A 20126-nucleotide genomic window follows, 5' to 3' on the forward strand; every position below is an offset into this window, starting at 1 on the left:
TATATTGTTCTGTTAATTATGTTGCGTACGAGTTTTGTCAGAACTTCTCTATGTAATGTAACCACTTATTTCAACTCTGCCCATCTCAGTAGCCTAAATAACAAATGTATCATTAGCGTCTATACTTAAACGTGCGTACGAATGACGTGTTCATTGGTGTTAATAAGAACATTGGTGGTACGTGATGTAGTTATGGAGGAGAGGACAACCCTACGAACTCCTTCCCGCAAACTGTCCTCTCCTCACATATCACTTTCTAAATTTCTATGAGTAGATTTCTACTCATATTTAAATTTATATGTGTCATTTCCCACCCATTTAATTTCAGAGTATAAAGTGTTTGATGTCTTAGATATTAAAGCACTCTGCTCAAGATGTTGATTTTAAATGACTTAATTTTATTTTTGTCAATTGGTATGCCTATTGCTCTTTAGTCATTACCAGCACCCATAGAAGGGGCTGTCTAATACTAAGGAGAATTATAATGTTTAAACCTCTTACCCTACTGTCTGTATCCGCTCTGGCACTCACAAGTTTTAACGCTGCTGCTAATTGTGATCCAGGTGAAATCGTTATTAAGTTCAGCCACGTAACCAATACAGATAAGCACCCGAAAGGGATTGCAGCTTCGTTGCTAGAAGAGCGTGTAAACACAGAGATGAACGGCAAAGCTTGTATGCAGGTTTTCCCTAACTCAACACTGTACGATGATAACAAGGTACTGGAAGCGCTATTGAACGGTGATGTTCAACTGGCAGCTCCGTCACTGTCCAAATTCGAAAAATTCACTAAGAAATACCGCATTTTTGACCTTCCTTTCCTTTTCGAAGACGTTGACGCTGTAGACCGTTTCCAAAACTCTGAGTCAGGCGAAAAGTTGAAAAATGCAATGCAACGCCGTGGTCTTCAAGGGCTTGCTTTTTGGCACAACGGTATGAAGCAGATGTCGGCTAACAAGCCTTTACTTAGCCCAGAAGATGCGAAAGGACTTAAGTTCCGTGTACAAGCATCAGATGTATTGGTTGCTCAGTTTGAACAGCTAGGCGCTAACCCACAGAAGATGTCGTTCAAAGAAGTGTATGGCGGCCTTCAGACCAAAGTTATCGATGGCCAAGAAAATACTTGGTCGAACATCTACGGTAAAAAGTTCTTCGAAGTACAAGATGGTGTGACGGAAACCAACCACGGTATTTTGGATTACCTAGTCGTGACATCGAACGATTTCTGGAAAGGATTGCCAGAAGACACTCGTGAGCAGCTGAATACGATCATCCAAGAAGTAACGGCAACACGTAATGCGGAGTCTTCGAAGGTGAACCTAGCAAACAAAAACAACATCATCGAAGCGGGCGGACAAGTGCGTTCTCTTTCTCCAGAACAGCGTCAGCAATGGGTCACAGCTCTGCAACCAGTATGGAAGAAGTTTGAGAAAGACATTGGTTCAGACCTGATTGAAGCAGCTCTGGCTTCAAACAACTAATCCCCCTTTAAGTGCTCTTCGTATCGGGACGAGGAGCGCTTTTTTATAATAAAAACTAGAGCGAAGTAGTTTATGGAACAGTCTATTTTAGCAAAGGTCGGGAGAGTGACTGACGCGATCGAGGAGACGTTGATTGCATTCTTCTTAGGAGGCATGACCTTACTTACATTTGCCAATGTCGTGTCGCGTTACGTGTTTAACGACAACATTCTTTGGGCATTGGAACTCACTGTGTTTATGTTTGCGTGGATGGTACTCGTCGGCGCATCTTATGGGGTGAAAAAGCACTTTCATATTGGTGTCGATGTTGTCATTAACATGGCTCCAGAACAGTTAAGAAAAATCTATGCACTCGCTGCAGCGGCATGCTGCTTAGCGTTCTCAATCTTTCTATTAGTCGGCTCATGGAATTATTGGTACCCATTTGTTACCGAGCGAGCATGGTATGAAACTGACGATATACCGATGCCAGAGGTGTTGCAGTTTTTAGCAGATTGGCTCAATGAAGGGGAGCGTTACGAAAAATTACCCCGCTTTATTCCTTACATGGCGTTACCTATTGGAATGGCAATGTTGACGTTTCGCTTTATGCAGGTCACCTATCAGATTGCGACGGGCAAACTTGATCGCTTAATTGCAGGTCACGAAGCGGAAGAAGATCTTGAAGCGTTAAAGGCTGAAATGGCGGACGCTGGTGATGCATTTGGCGAGGATGTGTCAAAACCCACTCAATCTGATAATGGCAGCAAGGAGCGCTAATCCATGGATATTCTGTTTCTTTTCCTAATGGTGATTGGCTTTATGCTTATTGGTGTGCCAATCGCAGTATCACTCGGTTTATCGAGCATTCTATTTTTGATGATGCACTCTGATGCATCACTCGCATCGGTAGCCCAAACTTTGTTTAATGCTTTTGCTGGCCACTACACTTTACTGGCTATTCCATTCTTTATACTCGCGTCGAGCTTTATGTCGACGGGCGGTGTAGCGAAACGAATTATCCGTTTTGCTATTGCGATGGTAGGCTGGTTTCGTGGCGGCTTGGCGATGGCGTCGGTTGTCGCTTGTATGATGTTTGCTGCGTTATCTGGCTCTTCACCTGCAACTGTTGTTGCTATCGGTAGTATCGTTATTGCTGGAATGGTCAAAAACGGTTACTCCAAAGAGTTCGCTTCTGGGGTGATTTGTAACGCAGGTACGCTAGGGATCTTAATCCCACCGTCCATTGTTATGGTGGTATATGCCGCTGCGACAGACGTTTCAGTAGGGCGTATGTTTCTTGGCGGTGTGATTCCAGGATTACTCGCTGGCGTGATGTTGATGATTGCTATCTACATTGCAGCAAGAGTGAAAAAGCTTCCAGCGCAGCCTTTTGTCGGTTGGGGTGAGGCATTCGCTGCCGCAAAAGATGCAAGCTGGGGATTACTGCTCATTGTGATCATTCTTGGCGGTATCTACGGTGGTATTTTTACTCCGACGGAAGCTGCCGCGGTTGCTGCTGTATATTCGTTCTTCATAGCGAACTTCATCTACAAAGACATGGGGCCGTTTGCCGACAAGCAAAACACCAAACCTATGTTGGTAAAAGCGTTCGAGACTTTTGTTCACAAAGACACCAAGCACACCCTATATGAAGCAGGAAAGCTTACCATCATGCTGCTGTTTATCATTGCTAATGCATTGATCCTTAAACATGTACTGACGGAAGAGCGTATTCCGCAAATGATCACTGAATCGATGCTGTCAGCAGGTTTAGGCCCGATTACTTTCCTCATCGTGGTGAACTTATTGCTTCTGATTGGTGGTCAGTTTATGGAGCCGTCTGGGCTGCTCATCATCGTTGCGCCATTGGTGTTCCCAATAGCAATCGCACTTGGTATCGACCCAATTCACTTAGGTATCATGATGGTGGTGAACATGGAAATAGGCATGATCACACCGCCGGTGGGTTTGAACTTATTTGTGACGGCCGGGGTCGCGAAGATGTCGATGATGCAAGTGGTCAAAGCGGCGCTACCATGGGTAGGTGTGATGTTCCTGTTCTTGATTATCGTAACCTACGTACCATGGGTATCAACTTGGTTACCGACAACCTTAATGGGACCTGAAATCATTACCAAGTAACGGTATCAATTTGTATGAAAGGAGCAAATGGTATGGCGCCATTTGCTCCTTTTTCATGCATGGACTTACCTAAAAATCACAGCTCAGAACATTGGTAATAGCCCGCTTTCACAAATTGCGGGTTCCAGTTTACCGAGAAAGTTGTAGTGGTGCCTTTGGAAATCAGGCCGTAAGTGTCAACTGTAGAAATCTCCATTGACGGAGAAAACTTTTCAATAGTCGTAACTTCAATATAGTTCGCATCATACTTTGCAGAAGTATTGGCAAACTTCTCTGCATTCACGACATATTGGTCGTATTCAAGCTGTGCTTGGTCTTCGAATAAGCCCGCTTTTGGTTTCGGTATCTTATAATATTCGGTCTCGTGAACCATTTCACAACCGAGTTTGTCGTCTGGTGCAAACTGGCTGTAAACCACCTCGTTTCCTTCTGGTGTCAGATATACGTTTTGATCCATCGAACTACAAGCCGACAGCGCGATTGCAGTTCCCACTGCGAGTGACAGTTGAGCAATTTTCATGGTTGTTCTCTTAGTTATTATTAAGTTAGCAATATGCAAACGAAGGTTAATAAAGAAACAAACGGTAACAAAAGTAACCTGATGATTTAAATGGTATTTTTGGAATATTGCTTATTCCAAATAAAGGTTCTAATTGGAAAGGTAGGGATGAACTATAGTTAGAGAGTGTAATGGCAAACAGGATATTGGTTATGGAGCGTTATCAACACTCAATCCCTGAATTATTTAAACAGCTTGGTTTAGGCCATTCTGCTGAAGAAATTGCAGATTTCATTAATCAGCACAATGGACTCGTAGTGGGAACCTCTATCCATGAAGCGATATTTTGGTCGTCTTCACAGGCCGCTTTTCTCAAAGAGGCCATAGATGAAGATGCCGACTGGGCTGAGATTGTCGATCAACTTGATACGATGCTACGAAGCTAGTCTGCTTTGTAGTTATCTTTGTCTAGTCCGTAGCGCTGCATTTTGTCGTAAAGGGTTTTGCGCGCAACTTGCAGTACTGACATTGTGTCGTTGATCCGTCCTTCGCAATCTATCAGCGCTTGTTCAATAGCACTTCGTTCAAATTCGGCTACTTGGTCGGCCAAGCCTGCTGAAGAGGGTGCTGCGTTTGTAGAGTCGTTCAGCTGCATCAATTTTCCAAGTAATACAAAGCGCTCTGCAGCGTTACGCAACTCGCGCACATTACCCGGCCAGTCATGGCTCAACAAAGTTGCAAGGTCGCTAGCTGGTAGAGAGGTTGCTGCTTTGCCATACCGAGAGGCTGCCACAAGTAAGAAGTGGTGGAATAGAGCCGGAATGTCTTCTTTTCGTTCGCGTAGCGGTGGTAAATCTAGCGTGACAATATTGAGGCGGTAATATAGGTCTTGGCGGAAGGTACCCTGTTGGGCGGCCTGTTTTAAGTCGACTTTGGTTGCGGCAATAACTCGGATATCGAGCGCATGTAACTCGTTAGAGCCGACACGCTCGAAGTGACGCTCTTGAAGTACTCTAAGTAATCGAATCTGAGCTTGCATTGGCATTGACTCTATTTCATCCAGAAACAGCGTTCCGCCTTGGGCATGTTCCAGCTTACCAATTCTGCGACTTTCGGCGCCGGTAAACGCGCCTTTTTCATGACCATACAGTTCACTTTCAATCAAGTTTTCCGGAACAGCACCGCAGTTAATCGCAACGAAATTATGTTCCCGCCGCTGGCTCTGTTCATGTAGAGAACGAGCAACTAACTCTTTACCTGTTCCTGTTTCGCCGAACAATAGAATATCGGCATCGGTATCGGCGACGTGGGTGATAGTGTCACGTAATTGTTGGATACTAGCCGTATCTCCAATGATTCGTGGGCCTAGAATCTGGCTGGCTTTGAGGTTTCTCTTCAGTTGCTGGTTTTCCAGTACCAATGTCTGTTTTTCTATGGCGCGATTTACGGTTTCGATTAACCTTTCGGGTGGAAAGGGTTTCTCTATAAAATCGTAGGCGCCGTTGTGCATCGCGTTGACCGCCATGCTGATGTCACCGTGCCCAGTAATCAAAATGATTGGGATATCATCGTGCTGGTGCATGACGGTAGTAAGCAAGTTCTCTCCCGATACACCCGGCAAGCAAATATCCGTCACTATAACTTTTGGTAGGCCATCCTGTTTAATAGCGAGTAAGGCATCTTCAGCCGAAGAGAAGAATCGCGCATTAATGTCTTCTAATTCGAAGCTTTGCTCAATTGCGATACGAATATCACTTTCATCGTCGATAAAGAAAACATCGCACATACATCATCCTTGCGTATAAATTGGTAACGATATGGAAAAGCAGGCCCCACCGAGATCGCTTGTTGACACTTCTATATGGCCTCCCATTGCAAGCAGGATTTGTTGCGAGATGGAAAGCCCAAGTCCAAGGCCGTTTTTCTTAGTGGTATAAAATGGTTCAAATAGGTGAGGGATTTTATCGCGCTCAATGCCTGGCCCATTGTCGCAAATACTGATAATCAGTTGTCCATCACACTCTTTAGTAGTGAGATCTATTCGTTTGTTGTCTTGCCCGTCCATAGCCTGAATCGCATTGGTGATCAGGTTAATCAGAACTTGTTCCATTTGGATTGGGTTAATCTCAACCACTGGGCTTGTAGACGCCAGTTGTATTTCAAGTGTCACCATATTTGATTTCAACTGAGCGGCCATTAACTCGTGTGAATAGCGGATAATGGAATCGACTTGAGTCACTTGAGTATCTTGGCTGTCAGATTTTCGAGCAAACGATTTAAGTTGCTCACTGATTTTAGCCATTCGCTCCGTTAAAGAGGAGATGCGTTCTAGGTTGTCGTCGACCCTTTCATATTTTTCGCGGCTTAAGAAGCGACGACCATTATCAGCAAAGCTACGAATGGCGGCTAGTGGATTATTGAGCTCGTGGCTGATACTTGCAGACATTTGCCCAAGCACCGCCAATTTAGCCGCCTGAATTAGCTCATCCTGGGTTTGTCTAAGCACTTGCTCTGTTCGACTACGCTCATCAATTTCGGCGTGCAATTCAGCGGTGCGCTCCATAACCAAGAACTCTAATTTTTGTTTCGCTTCGGATTGTATCCGTTCGAGCTGGCGATGTTTTTGCCTACGGTGATACATAAGTAAAAAGGCTAGATAAAATATGGTGAATACCAAGCCCAAGATGACGACAAAACCAAATACACGCCAAAACAGCGCTATCTTAGGTGACAATACTCGGATATCTAGCGGAAGTAGGTCGAGCTTGCGCGATGACACTAAGAAATCACCTTTAATCCAACCCTTAAAAGGGTTTTGGAGTTCGCTATAGGGCTGGGAAAGATCACCAGTCAAACCGAGTGAACGAATATTAGTATCGAGATACTGGCGACTATTGAGGACTTCATTGCGCTGAGCATTAGTGAGTGTCGACAAGCTCTTAAATAACCACTCAGGCTTACTCGACATGAAAATGACATTATTTGGGTCGGTGGCGACAAAGTAGCTTTGTTTGCTTTTCCAGTTCTCTTCTATCGCGGACAAATCCATTTTGACCACCACAACACCCATGATTTCGGCCGCGTACTCCACTGGGTAGGAGTAATAGTAGCCTCTTAGACCAGACGTCGACCCTAGGGCAAAATACTGACTTTCATTGCCCTCGATGGCTTGTTGGAAGTATGGACGCCAAGCAAAGTTCCGTCCGATAAATGAGCGGGAAATATTCCAGTTACTCGACGCAATGGTGTTACCTTCGCGGTCGATGAGGTAACTGTCAGCTGCTTGAATCACGGAGTTAACCTTTTCAAGGTAGCGGTTAGTGATATCTATTTGAGCTGGATTGTCTGGAGAGCGAAGGGCGTCAATCAGTTCGGTATCTTTTGAAAGAAGCCTAGGGATATGGGCGTACTTATCAAGTTTGCTTGAGATATGATCGGCGAATCTATCTAACTGAGCTTGGTGTTCAGTTCGCACTTGCTGGTAGTGGTTGTCCCAAACTAAATGAGCGCCTATTACCGAGGTAAAGGTAAAGGACAACAAAAAGAGCAGGTTAATACGTCGAATTAGCAACTTCAAATATCCTCTGGGTCCCTATTTGTAGCGTAAATGTTTCAACACTTTTCTGGGCAAAAAGATAAGAAATATGAGGGGTAAAACAGGAGCGAGATCTCTTTTTATACATTCAGACAAAAAAAAGCATCGACTCCCTTGAAATAGCCGTTATTGTCCCCATTTCATCGAATACCATCGTTAATATGGTGGATTTTGTAGCAGTTAGACAAGATTTTGAAAATCTGGGCACCTGATAACGGTGTACGGGTCGACAGCATTGTTTCAGCTCGTTAGAATGCTGCGTCTAAAATTTTGTCCTGAGGCTAATCGGAGATACCTTTCGCTTTTAATCGCAAAGATATCGCTGATTAGTCCGGTTCCAGTTTTGGCTGGGCCGATGCTCAATTTAACAACGTGCCCACGGTGCGGAACAAGGATGCAGCCACACAATATTGTTATTCGTGGTGGCTCACATGCTCAGGTTACTGAGCCATTTTTGAGGTTTAAAAATAATGCAAGTTACTGTTGAAACGCTAGAAGGCCTAGAGCGCCGTCTTAATATTACTGTTCCTGCTGCTAACATCGAAGACGCTGTTACTGCAGAACTACGCAACATCGCAAAAAACCGTCGTTTCGATGGTTTCCGTAAAGGCAAAGTGCCTCTAAAAATGGTTGCTAAGATGTACGGCAAAGCAGTACGTCAAGACGTGATGGGCGAAGTAATGCAACGTCACTTCATCGAAGCAATCGTAAAAGAAAAGATCAACCCAGCAGGCGCTCCAACTTTCGCTCCAGTTGAAAGTAACGAAGGTGCAGACCTAGTTTTCAACGCTACTTTTGAAGTTTACCCAGAAGTAGAACTAAAAGGCCTAGACAGCATCTCTGTTGAGAAGCCAGCAGTTGAAGTAAACGACGCTGACGTTGAAGAGATGATCGAAACTCTACGTAAGCAACAAGCAACTTGGGCTGAAGTTGACACTGCAGCTGAAGAAGGCACTCGTGCAACTATCGACTTCGTTGGTTCTATCGACGGTGAAGAGTTCGAAGGTGGTAAAGCTGAGAACTTCCCACTAGAAATGGGTGCTGGTCGTATGATTCCTGGTTTTGAAGACGGTATCACTGGTAAAACAGCGGGTATGGAATTCGAAATCGACGTGACTTTCCCAGAAGATTACCACGCAGAAAACCTTAAAGGTAAAGCAGCTAAGTTCGCAATCAAAGTGAACAAAGTAGAAGCTCGTGAACTTCCAGAAATCAACGACGAGTTCGTTGCTAAGTTTGGTGTTGCTGAAGGCGGTGTTGACGCACTTAAAGCTGAAGTACGCAAGAACATGGAGCGTGAGCTTAAGCAAGCTGTTAAGAACCGCATCAAAGAGCAAGCGATCGACGGCCTAGTTAAAGAAAACGACATCGACGTACCAGCTGCACTAATCGATCAAGAAATCGGTACGCTACGTCAGCAAGCTGCACAGCGTTTCGGTGGTAACCCTGAAGCTGCAGAACAGCTTCCTCGTGAGCTATTTGAAGAGCAAGCTAAGCGTCGCGTAGTCGTTGGTCTTCTTCTTGGTGAAGTAATCAAGTCTGAAGAGCTAAAAGCTGACGATGAGAAAGTTAAAGCGCTTATCGAAGAAATGGCTACAGCATACGAAGATCCATCAGAAGTGATTGCTTACTACGAGCAAAACGAGCAAATGATGAACAACATGCGCAACGTTGCTCTAGAAGAGCAAGCTATCGATGCGATCATTGCTAAAGCTCAGGTTTCTGAAAAAAGAAGTTAGCTTCAACGAGCTAATGAACCAACAGCAGCCAGCTCAATAAGCAATATATTGCGTAGGTAGTTGACTTAGCGTTAACTATTCTGCTAACAATGGTCCGTATGATGCTAATCATCCGGACCATTTATTTTAGGGGCATAAGAATATGAGCTATCAAGAAAAAAATGCAATGTCGCCGATTTTAGACGCGTTAGTACCTATGGTGGTTGAGCAAACTTCCCGTGGTGAACGTTCTTACGATATTTATTCTCGTCTACTCAAAGAACGCGTTATTTTCCTTACCGGTCAAGTGGAAGACCACATGGCGAATCTCGTCGTGGCTCAACTTCTTTTCTTAGAGTCTGAAAACCCAGACAAAGATATCTTCCTTTACATCAACTCACCTGGCGGTAGCGTAACAGCGGGTATGTCTATCTATGACACAATGCAGTTCATCAAGCCAAACGTGAGCACAGTATGTATGGGGCAGGCGTGCTCAATGGGCGCATTCCTACTAGCTGGTGGCGCACCAGGTAAGCGTTACGCGCTACCAAATTCGCGCGTAATGATTCACCAACCGCTAGGTGGATTCCAAGGCCAAGCGTCTGATATCCAAATTCACGCACAAGAAATTTTATCGATTAAGCAAAAGCTTAACTCGCTACTTGCTGAACACACGGGTCAGCCATTAGAGATTATCGAGCGTGATACTGATCGTGATAACTTCATGTCATCAGATCAAGCTGTAGAATACGGTTTAGTGGATGCAGTTTTGAACCACCGTGGTGAGTAAATCCATACGGATTGTCTAACGCAATTTGGTTTAAATTGATATACACTCAAACATAAAGAGTAAAGGCTAAGAGGTTAGCGAATGACAGACAAAAGCAAAGAGAGTGGTAGCAGCAAATTACTGTATTGCTCTTTCTGTGGCAAAAGCCAGCACGAAGTTCGCAAGCTAATCGCCGGCCCTTCAGTTTACATTTGTGATGAATGTGTCGACTTATGTAACGACATCATTCGTGAAGAAATCAAAGATGTTCTGCCTAAGAAACAATCTGAAGCGTTACCAACGCCTAAAGAAATTCGTGAACACCTTGATGACTATGTAATTGGCCAAGATTACGCGAAGAAAGTGCTCGCTGTTGCGGTATATAACCACTACAAGCGTTTACGTAACGGTGATACAACGAGCGAAGGGGTTGAACTTGGTAAGAGTAATATCTTGCTTATCGGCCCAACAGGTAGTGGTAAGACACTCCTTGCAGAGACGCTCGCTCGTTTCCTAGATGTACCTTTCACTATGGCAGACGCAACGACGCTTACTGAAGCGGGTTATGTTGGTGAAGATGTCGAAAACATCATTCAGAAGCTGCTGCAAAAGTGTGACTACGACGTAGCGAAAGCAGAACGTGGTATTGTGTACATTGATGAAATCGACAAGATTTCTCGTAAAGCGGAAAACCCATCGATCACACGTGACGTATCGGGTGAAGGTGTTCAACAAGCACTACTTAAACTCGTTGAAGGAACGGTAGCTTCAGTTCCACCTCAAGGTGGCCGTAAGCATCCTCAGCAAGAATTCTTGCAAGTTGATACTTCTAAGATTCTATTTATCTGTGGCGGCGCATTTGCTGGCTTAGATAAAGTGATAGAGCAGCGCGTTGCAACCGGTACGGGCATTGGCTTCGGCGCGGAAGTTCGTTCTAAAGATGAAACTAAGACTGTTGGTGAACTGTTTACTCAAGTTGAGCCAGAAGATTTGGTTAAATATGGCCTTATTCCTGAGTTTATTGGTCGTCTTCCGGTTACTACAACGCTGACAGAGCTCGATGAAGAAGCACTGATCCAGATTCTATGTGAACCAAAGAACGCTCTGACGAAACAATATGGCGCACTCTTCGATTTAGAAGACGTTGAACTTGAGTTCCGTGAAGATGCCCTACGCGCTATCGCTAAAAAAGCGATGGAGCGTAAAACTGGTGCTCGTGGTCTGCGTTCTATCTTAGAAAGCGTGCTTTTAGAAACCATGTATGAACTTCCTTCAGCGACGGACGTAAGCAAAGTCGTTATTGATGAGACAGTGATTAATGGCGAGTCGGAACCATTACTGATCTACAGTAACACCGATAATCAAGCCGCTGGCGCTGAGTAAAAATAATCAAAATGTTCAAAGGAGGTATTAAATACCTCCTTTTTTTTATTCTTTCATTGAATCCAATGGATTAGCCCCCATATACTGCTTAACAAGTTATGCGTTAAACATGAAAGCGGAAGAGAGAAATATATGAACTTGGAACGTTCCGAGCGTATCGAGATCCCCGTACTGCCACTACGTGATGTGGTCGTTTATCCTCATATGGTTATTCCTTTGTTTGTTGGTCGTGAAAAGTCTATTAGCTGCTTAGAAGCGGCAATGGATAACAACAAGCAAGTCCTTCTAGTTGCTCAAAAGCAGGCTGAAACCGACGAACCAACTCAAGATGATTTGTTCGAAGTCGGGACAGTCGCAACGATTTTACAGTTGCTGAAATTACCTGATGGCACCGTTAAGGTACTCGTCGAAGGTCAACAACGTGCCAAGATTACGCAATTTAAAGAGAATGAATTCTTCTTGGCGGATGCAGAGTTCCTGCAAACTCCCGAGCTCGACGACAAAGAACAAGAAGTGGTTGTGCGCAGTGCGATTAACCAGTTCGAAGGTTTCATCAAGCTAAACAAGAAAATCCCACCAGAAGTACTGACATCTCTTAATGGGATTGATGAAGCAGCGCGTTTAGCGGACACCATCGCAGCGCACATGCCCCTAAAACTTGTTGATAAGCAACAAGTGTTAGAGATCCTAGACGTAACCGAACGCCTTGAGTTCCTGATGGGACAAATGGAGTCAGAAATTGACATCCTTCAAGTTGAGAAACGCATCCGTGGTCGCGTTAAAAAGCAGATGGAAAAATCTCAGCGTGAGTATTACTTGAATGAGCAAATGAAAGCCATTCAGAAAGAGCTTGGTGAGACGGAAGATGGCGTTGATGAGTTCGAAGTTCTTAAACAGAAAATCGAAGAGTCAAAGATGCCTCAAGAAGCTCGCGAGAAAACTGAGCAAGAGCTGCAAAAGCTTAAAATGATGTCACCGATGTCTGCAGAAGCAACAGTGGTACGCAGCTACATCGACTGGATGGTCGGCGTCCCTTGGGCAAAGCGTTCGAAGGTGAAAAAGAATTTAGCTAAAGCAGAAGAGATTCTGAACGAAGACCATTATGGCTTAGAGCGCGTTAAAGAACGTATCCTAGAGTATTTAGCGGTACAAAATCGTATCAACAAATTGAAAGGTCCAATCCTTTGTCTTGTAGGTCCTCCAGGTGTTGGTAAAACATCTCTGGGTCGTTCTATCGCTGCAGCAACGGGCCGTAAGTACACTCGCATGGCACTAGGTGGCGTGCGCGACGAAGCTGAAATCCGTGGACACCGTCGCACTTACATCGGTTCACTCCCGGGTAAGCTGATTCAGAAAATGTCGAAAGTAGGGGTTAAAAACCCATTGTTCCTTTTGGATGAAATCGACAAGATGTCTTCAGATATGCGTGGTGACCCATCTTCCGCGCTGCTTGAAGTATTGGATCCAGAGCAGAACAATGCATTTAATGATCACTACCTAGAGGTGGATTACGATCTATCAGATGTTATGTTCGTTGCGACATCTAACTCGATGGATATTCCAGGGCCGCTACTAGACCGTATGGAAGTGATTCGCCTATCTGGCTACACCGAAGATGAGAAACTGAACATTGCTAAGCGCCACCTTGTGGATAAGCAAGTTAAGCGTAACGGTCTGAAGCCAAACGAAATAACCATCGAAGATTCAGCGATCATCGGTATCATTCGTTACTACACACGTGAAGCAGGTGTGCGTAGCTTAGAGCGTGAGATTTCTAAGATCTGTCGTAAAGCAGTGAAGAACATTCTGCTTGATACAAGCTTGAAGTCTGTAACAGTCACGATGGATAACCTGAAAGAGTATCTAGGTGTTCAACGTCATGACTTTGGTAAGGCGGACGACAGCAACCGTATCGGCCAAGTGACAGGCCTAGCTTGGACACAAGTAGGCGGTGACTTGTTGACCATCGAAACAGAAGCGATGCCTGGTAAAGGTAAGCTGACGCAAACGGGTTCTCTTGGCGACGTAATGAAAGAGTCGATCCAAGCGGCAATGACTGTTGTTCGTTCACGTGCTGAAAAGCTGGGTATTAACTCAGATTTCTATGAGAAGCGTGATATCCATGTCCACGTTCCGGAAGGTGCAACACCTAAAGATGGCCCAAGTGCGGGTATCGCGATGTGTACAGCGCTGGTTTCTAGCCTGACGGGTAATCCAGTGAAAGCAGAAGTGGGCATGACCGGTGAAATTACGTTACGTGGTGAAGTTCTACCTATCGGTGGTCTAAAAGAGAAATTACTTGCGGCACACCGTGGTGGCATCAAAACGGTATTGATTCCGAAAGACAACGAACGTGATTTGGAAGAGATTCCAGACAATGTTATTGCTGACCTCAAAGTAATTCCAGTTCAATGGATTGATGAAGTTCTTAAAGTTGCACTAGAGCTAGACCCGTCAGGGGTTGAGTTTGTCGCTAAAAAATAGTGATGTGCAGCAAAAATAAGTAAAAGATTACGCTGATTCGCCCAAAAAGGCTTGTCAGCGTTTTTTTTGGGCGCTAACGTTACCGACTAAGGCTGAAGCCTTTTGTAACAAGGCTTCAGCTAACATGAAACGTAAATGGAACGAAAGCTACCTTTAAAAATAATAAATCGGTAGCACAAAGGGGAATCACAGTGAATAAAACACAATTAGTAGAAAAAATTGCCGAGAACGCTGACATTTCTAAAGCATCAGCAGGCCGCGCTCTAGACGCATTCATCGAAGCAGTAGGTGACACTCTACAATCTGGCGATCAAGTAGCGCTAGTTGGTTTTGGTACTTTCAGCGTACGTACTCGTGCTGCACGCACTGGTCGTAACCCAAAAACTGGTGAAGAGATCCAAATCGCAGAAGCTAAAGTACCAGCATTCAAAGCAGGTAAAGCGCTTAAAGAATCTTGCAACTAATCAAATAGGTTGCGCATTGATTAAAAATGCGAACTTATTTCGAACCTTTTTAAATTATGCGCATCATACTGATGCGCATTTCTTTTTCTGGTATTATCGCGCAATAGATTTTTGTTGTAGAAGTACAATGCTTCATTTGTGGAGAACAGTTAAATTATGATGGATCGATTACGCGAAGGCGTGAACAGCATCGCGGTCAAAATTATCCTAGGATTAATCATCCTTTCTTTCGTATTTGCCGGTGTTGGTAGCTATATCGTTGGTGGTAGTAATAACGCAGCGGCAAAAGTTGGCAATACTGAAATCGCACGTGGTGAGTTTGAGCAAGCGTACCAAAATGAGCGAAATCGTATGCAGTCTCAGCTAGGTGATTATTTTTCTAACCTACTGGCAGACCCATCGTATGTTGCATCATTTCGTAAATCTGTTCTTGACCGTATGGTTAATGACGTGCTTTTAGAGCAGCATGCTGAGTCTTTAGGTCTTCGTGTAAGTGATGCTCAAATCCGCACCATGATTCTTGAAATGCCTCAGTTCCAAAGTGACGGTAAATTCGATCAAGAAATCTATCAAGCAGCACTGCGTCGTGCAGGCTTCTCGGCTGAGAGCTTTGCTCAGTATTTACGTAAAGATCTTGTCCGTAATCAGTTACTGACAGCTCTACAGGGCAGCGACTTCTCCCTTCAAGGTGAGATTGACTCTCAAAGTAAGCTAATTACTCAGACTCGTGATATTCGTACAGTAACTCTTTCTCTTGAAGAATTTGCAAACAAAGTGACTCTTGATGACGCGCAGATTGAAGAGTATTACAAACAAAACCCTGAGCGCTACACTCGTCCAGAACAGGTGAAAGTCGCTTATGTTGAATTATCTGCTCAGCAGTTAAAACAGCAAGTCGCTATTAGCGATGAACAGGTTAAGCAATACTACCAAGAGCACCTTGATAAATATTCGTCGGAAGAGCAACGAAAAGTTAGCCATATTCTAATTCAAGGTGAAGACGAGTCAAAAGCACAAGCGATCTTGGATGAATTGAATTCAGGTGCTGCCTTTGCGACTTTGGCCGAAGAGAAGTCAGAAGACCTTGGTAGCTCAGAAGAAGGTGGTTCACTGGGTTGGATTGAACGCGACGTAATGGACCCAGAATTTGAAAAGGCAGCATTTGCTCTGAAAAATGTTGGTGATGTCACTGGTTTAGTTAAGTCTAACTTTGGCTACCACATCATTAAGCTTGACGAGCTGAAAGATTCAGTAGCGAAACCTTATGAAGAAGTTGCCGCTGAAATTAAGCAAGAGCTGACTGATCAAGAAGCGATTGACCAGTTTTACGAGTTGCAAAGTGAACTTGAAACGGTTGCTTTTGAATACCCTGACTCACTTGACGATGCAGCGAACGCCGTAAGCCAGAAAATTCATACTACAGACTTTATATCTCAGCAAGATGCGCCAGATGTACTGAAGACGCCTGCCGTTCTTCAAGCTATCCTAAGCCCAGAAGTGAAAGAAGATGGTTTGAACTCAGAAGTAATAGAAATTGCTCCTGAGCACGTGATTGTTGTGCGTGTCGAAGATGCACGTGACGAAACGGTTCTGCCTCTGAAAGAGGTTCGAGAGCAAGTTGTAACACAGTTAGCTAAAGTGAAAGGTGAGCAACAAGCTATAGAACTTGCTGAGACGGTTATTGATGGCCTTAAGTCGGGCGATGTTTCGGTTCTAGAATCTAACTCACTGAAGTTTGGTGAGACAGAAACTATCGATCGTAGCTCAGCATTCGCTGATACTGTATTTGCTTTAGCGAAGCCAGAAGCAGGTAATTCTGTTTATGCTCAAACTAAAGATTTCGAAGGTAATATCGTATTGGTATCACTGGATAAAGTTGAAGCGAAAGTCGACTCTCAATATGGTGAGCAAATTGGTACTCAGCTAACACAGTTGAACTCGCAACAAGATTTGTCGGGTGTGTTGAGCATTCTTCGTAGTAGTACAGATATCGAATATTACGCAGTGAGCCAATAACACGCTTTAGTGTAATTTATATAACTATTAAAAACGGACTGCCTATGCAGTCCGTTTTGTTTTTACGCTCTGCAAGGTCATTAATCAGAGCAATGGATTTACAGTAAGCCTTTTCAATCAAAAGGAGGTTTTATGTACTTTAAATCTATTGTTCTTGCTGCCTTGTTAATGATGGGCGTGTCGAGTGGGTTGGCAGTTGCGGATAGTGACCAATACGAAGGTATCGAAATTACGGTCAACATCAACCAAGCGAGCGCCGACGAATTGGCTACGTTGCTAAAAGGCATCGGAATCAAAAAAGCACAAGCGATAGTGGATTACCGAGATAATAACGGAAACTTTAAGTCGGCAGATGAGCTGGTTGGTGTTTCTGGAATAGGCCAAACAACGGTTGATAAGAACCGAGAACGCATACAACTTTAAATGTAACATTGTGCCGCTTAACTCAAAAACCAGCTGAACCGGGATTGAGTAAGCGGTACTTTCGGTTTTACTCCTTACTTAAGTATGACGAATCATCGCTAGCAGGATTCATCTAGAAGCATTATAATTTTGCGCCGATAACAGCCAAGGCATACGTATCTTGGTTTGAAACCACGTGGAGTAAAACATGTCCTCTCAAACACCGGTGATAACCGTTGATGGACCTAGTGGTGCCGGTAAAGGCACACTATGTATGTTACTGGCTAATAAATTAGGTTTTAGTCTTCTTGATTCCGGAGCAATTTATCGTGTGCTTGCCTTGGCTGCAATCCACCATGGTGTCGATACCGAATCAGAAGATGGGCTCGTTCCGCTTGCTACACATTTAGATGTTCAGTTCATCGCAGAGGGTGACTTGGTAAAAGTTATCCTGGAAGGTGAAGATGTTTCCCAAGAACTAAGAAAAGAACAAACAGGGATGGCTGCATCTAAAGTTGCGGCTTTGCCGCGTGTACGTGAAGCATTGCTTCGTAGACAAAGAGCATTCTCCGAGGGAAATGGCCTAGTTGCCGATGGTCGTGACATGGGTACTGTCGTTTTCCCATCTGCAGAAGCAAAAATCTTCCTTGATGCGAGTGCTGAAGAGCGTGCTAACAGACGCCTTAAACAGTTGCAAGGCAAGGGGTTAGATGTTAAATTTGACGACCTTTTGAGCGAGATCCAAGAGCGAGACGATCGAGATCGTAACCGCCCAGTGGCGCCTTTGCGCCCTGCTGAGGATGCGCTGGTGCTTGATTCTACGTCGATGGGTATCGACGAAGTTGTCGAAAAAGCACTACAATATATCGAATCAAAACTGATTAAGTAAACTATACTCAATCAGCTGAGAACGTTGGTCGCAAGGATGATGACCGGCGAATTTAATAACCCCATGTGGTAGGAAACCCGTGGACGTTTAATTTATTGAAGATTAAATAAATGACTGAATCTTTTGCTCAACTCTTTGAAGAGTTTCTAAACGAAACAGAATTCCAACAAGGCAGCATCGTTAAAGGTACTGTAGTAGCTATCGAGAACGGTTTCGTTCTTGTTGACGCTGGTCTTAAGTCTGAATCTGCTATCCCTGCTGAACAGTTCAAGAACGCTGCTGGCGAACTTGAAGTTGAAGTTGGCGCTGAAGTAGACGTAGCTCTAGACGCTGTTGAAGATGGTTTCGGTGAAACTCAACTTTCTCGTGAGAAAGCTAAGCGTCACGAAGCTTGGATCGTTCTTGAGAAAGCTTACGAAGAAGCTGAAACTGTTGTTGGTATCATCAACGGTAAAGTTAAAGGCGGTTTCACTGTTGAACTAAACGGTATCCGTGCTTTCCTTCCAGGCTCTCTAGTAGACGTACGTCCTATCCGTGACACTGCTCACCTAGAAAACAAAGAGCTAGAGTTCAAAGTTATTAAACTTGACCAAAAGCGTAACAACGTAGTTGTTTCTCGCCGTGCTGTTATCGAATCTGAGAACAGCGTTGAGCGTGATGAGCTTCTAGAAACTCTACAAGAAGGTTCTGAAGTTAAAGGTATCGTTAAGAACCTTACTGACTACGGTGCATTCGTTGATCTTGGCGGTGTTGACGGTCTTCTACATATCACAGATATGGCTTGGAAGCGTGTTAAGCACCCATCTGAGATCGTTAACGTTGGTGACGAGATCCAAGTTAAAGTTCTTAAGTTCGACCGTGAGCGTACTCGCGTATCACTAGGTCTTAAGCAACTAGGCGAAGATCCATGGGTAGCTATCGCTAAGCGTTACCCAGAAGGTCACAAGCTTTCTGGTCGCGTTACTAACCTAACTGACTACGGCTGCTTCGTTGAAATCGAAGAAGGCGTTGAAGGTCTAGTACACGTTTCAGAAATGGATTGGACTAACAAGAACATCCACCCATCTAAAGTTGTTAATGTAGGCGACGAAGTTGAGGTTATGGTTCTTGAGATTGACGAAGAGCGTCGTCGTATTTCTCTAGGTCTGAAACAGTGTAAAGCTAACCCATGGCAGTCATTCGCTGAAGCACAAGCTAAAGGCGACAAAGTTACTGGTAAGATCAAGTCTATCACTGACTTCGGTATCTTCATCGGTCTTGACGGCGGCATCGACGGTCTAGTTCACCTATCTGACATCTCTTGGAACGTTCCAGGTGAAGAAGCTGTACGTGAGTACAAGAAAGGTGACGAGATCTCTGCAGTAGTTCTTGCTGTAGATGCAGAGCGTGAGCGTATTTCTCTAGGCGTTAAGCAAATGGAAAACGACCCGTTCAACGCATACGTTGCTGACAACAAGAAAGGTACTCTAGTAAACGGTACTGTTACTGCAGTTGACGCTAAAGGCGCAACTATTGAACTTGTAGATGGCGTTGAAGGTTACATCCGCGCTTCTGAAGTTTCACGTGACCGTATCGAAGATGCATCTCTAATCCTAAGCGTTGGTGACAGCGTTGAAGCGAAGTTCACTGGTGTAGACCGTAAGAACCGCGTAATCAACCTATCTATCAAAGCGAAAGATGAAGCTGAAGAGCAAGAAGCAATGGCAACTCTGAACAAAGCTGAAGAAGGCGCGTTCGGTAATGCTATGGCAGATGCATTCAAAGCTGCTAAAGGCGAATAATAGTTTCTCGATAAGAGATTAATAGCTATTAGCTAAGAAGGGAGCCGAAAGGCTCCTTTTTTTTTGCTTATTTTCTTGATAGGTCTATAATTTCTAAAAAGAAACCAATGAGGGAAACTATGACTAAGTCTGAACTGATTGAACGACTATGTGCCGAGCAAACGCATTTATCCGCCAAAGAGATTGAAGACGCTGTGAAAGACATACTAGAGCACATGGCTTCAACACTTGAAGGTGGTGACAGAATCGAAATCCGTGGGTTCGGTAGCTTCTCTTTGCATTACCGTGAACCTCGTGTTGGTCGTAATCCTAAAACGGGTGACAAAGTGGAATTGGAAGGTAAGTATGTCCCTCACTTTAAACCTGGCAAAGAATTACGTGAACGTGTAAATATCGGTTAACCTCGATCTTACAAGAACAATAAGAAGCGGCATACTTTATCGTATGCCGCTTTTTTAAAGCCACAATATTTGCAATAGCCATGGTTTGTAAGCGTGTTTTCCTGCATAATCGTACCTGCCA

16 protein-coding genes and 1 pseudogene are annotated in these 20126 nt (G+C 44.3%); 14 read left to right on the top strand and 3 right to left on the bottom strand.

Annotated features, from left to right (window positions below; genetic code table 11):
- Positions 1-484 precede the first annotated feature (484 nt).
- The 3 genes from J4N42_RS04845 (at position 485) to J4N42_RS04855 (ending at position 3604) form a co-directional block, all read left to right on the top strand.
- On the top strand, positions 485-1480 hold the full coding sequence (locus tag J4N42_RS04845; protein WP_252030168.1) for a TRAP transporter substrate-binding protein: 996 nt from the start codon (positions 485-487) through the stop codon (positions 1478-1480).
- A gap of 72 nt (positions 1481-1552) precedes the next feature.
- Positions 1553-2239 carry a TRAP transporter small permease gene (locus tag J4N42_RS04850; protein ID WP_252030170.1) on the top strand — a complete coding sequence of 229 codons (687 nt, stop codon included), beginning with the start codon at positions 1553-1555 and terminating at the stop codon, positions 2237-2239.
- A 3-nt stretch (positions 2240-2242) separates the two neighbouring features.
- Complete coding sequence (locus J4N42_RS04855) at positions 2243-3604, top strand: TRAP transporter large permease (protein WP_252030171.1); 1362 nt, start codon at positions 2243-2245, stop codon at positions 3602-3604.
- 76 nt (positions 3605-3680) lie between these two features.
- Here J4N42_RS04855 and J4N42_RS04860 read toward each other — a convergent pair whose 3' ends face one another.
- The gene (locus tag J4N42_RS04860) at positions 3681-4124 is read right to left on the bottom strand and encodes a hypothetical protein (RefSeq protein WP_252030173.1); all 444 of its coding nucleotides are present in this window, start codon (positions 4122-4124) and stop codon (positions 3681-3683) included.
- A gap of 191 nt (positions 4125-4315) precedes the next feature.
- Between J4N42_RS04860 and J4N42_RS04865 the strand changes: the two genes are divergently transcribed.
- Positions 4316-4549: a DUF2789 domain-containing protein gene (locus tag J4N42_RS04865; protein ID WP_252030785.1), complete on the top strand. Its 234-nt coding sequence runs from the start codon at positions 4316-4318 to the stop codon at positions 4547-4549.
- Here J4N42_RS04865 and J4N42_RS04870 read toward each other — a convergent pair.
- Both J4N42_RS04870 and J4N42_RS04875 read right to left on the bottom strand, forming a co-directional pair.
- Positions 4546-5889: a sigma-54-dependent transcriptional regulator gene (locus tag J4N42_RS04870; RefSeq protein WP_252030175.1), complete on the bottom strand. Its 1344-nt coding sequence runs from the start codon at positions 5887-5889 to the stop codon at positions 4546-4548. The genes J4N42_RS04865 and J4N42_RS04870 overlap by 4 nt on opposite strands.
- A 3-nt stretch (positions 5890-5892) precedes the next feature.
- Entirely contained in the window at positions 5893-7674 is a 1782-nt protein-coding gene (locus J4N42_RS04875) for a sensor histidine kinase (RefSeq protein ID WP_252030177.1), read from the bottom strand.
- 494 nt (positions 7675-8168) lie between these two features.
- On the opposite strand from J4N42_RS04875, the pseudogene tig reads away from it, so the two are divergent.
- From tig to ihfB, 10 genes and pseudogenes are all read left to right on the top strand, one after another.
- Positions 8169-9477: pseudogene (gene tig, locus J4N42_RS04880) on the top strand (trigger factor).
- Positions 9478-9579: 102 nt separating this feature from the next.
- Positions 9580-10206, top strand: coding sequence for an ATP-dependent Clp endopeptidase proteolytic subunit ClpP (clpP, locus tag J4N42_RS04885; protein WP_252030179.1), 627 nt, complete (start codon positions 9580-9582; stop codon positions 10204-10206).
- 81 nt (positions 10207-10287) lie between these two features.
- A complete protein-coding gene (clpX, locus tag J4N42_RS04890) occupies positions 10288-11568 on the top strand; it encodes an ATP-dependent protease ATP-binding subunit ClpX (protein ID WP_252030181.1) in 1281 nt (426 codons plus the stop codon).
- A gap of 132 nt (positions 11569-11700) precedes the next feature.
- Entirely contained in the window at positions 11701-14052 is a 2352-nt protein-coding gene (gene lon / locus J4N42_RS04895) for an endopeptidase La (protein ID WP_252030183.1), read from the top strand.
- Positions 14053-14237: 185 nt separating this feature from the next.
- Positions 14238-14516, top strand: coding sequence for an HU family DNA-binding protein (locus tag J4N42_RS04900; RefSeq protein WP_265687356.1), 279 nt, complete (start codon positions 14238-14240; stop codon positions 14514-14516).
- Between the two features lie 156 nt (positions 14517-14672).
- The gene (ppiD, locus tag J4N42_RS04905) at positions 14673-16532 is read left to right on the top strand and encodes a peptidylprolyl isomerase (protein WP_252030187.1); all 1860 of its coding nucleotides are present in this window, start codon (positions 14673-14675) and stop codon (positions 16530-16532) included.
- A 168-nt stretch (positions 16533-16700) separates the two neighbouring features.
- Complete coding sequence (locus tag J4N42_RS04910; RefSeq protein ID WP_390903532.1) at positions 16701-16955, top strand: ComEA family DNA-binding protein; 255 nt, start codon at positions 16701-16703, stop codon at positions 16953-16955.
- A 187-nt stretch (positions 16956-17142) separates the two neighbouring features.
- Positions 17143-17823 carry a (d)CMP kinase gene (gene cmk / locus J4N42_RS04915; RefSeq protein ID WP_252030191.1) on the top strand — a complete coding sequence of 227 codons (681 nt, stop codon included), beginning with the start codon at positions 17143-17145 and terminating at the stop codon, positions 17821-17823.
- A 110-nt stretch (positions 17824-17933) separates the two neighbouring features.
- Entirely contained in the window at positions 17934-19604 is a 1671-nt protein-coding gene (gene rpsA / locus J4N42_RS04920) for a 30S ribosomal protein S1 (protein WP_252030193.1), read from the top strand.
- A 119-nt stretch (positions 19605-19723) separates the two neighbouring features.
- Positions 19724-20005 carry an integration host factor subunit beta gene (gene ihfB / locus J4N42_RS04925; RefSeq protein WP_252030196.1) on the top strand — a complete coding sequence of 94 codons (282 nt, stop codon included), beginning with the start codon at positions 19724-19726 and terminating at the stop codon, positions 20003-20005.
- The last annotated feature ends 121 nt before the right edge of the window (positions 20006-20126 follow it).

The organism is Vibrio sp. SCSIO 43135, from assembly GCF_023716665.1.
In the GTDB taxonomy this organism is placed as follows: Bacteria; Pseudomonadota; Gammaproteobacteria; order Enterobacterales; family Vibrionaceae; genus Vibrio; species Vibrio paucivorans.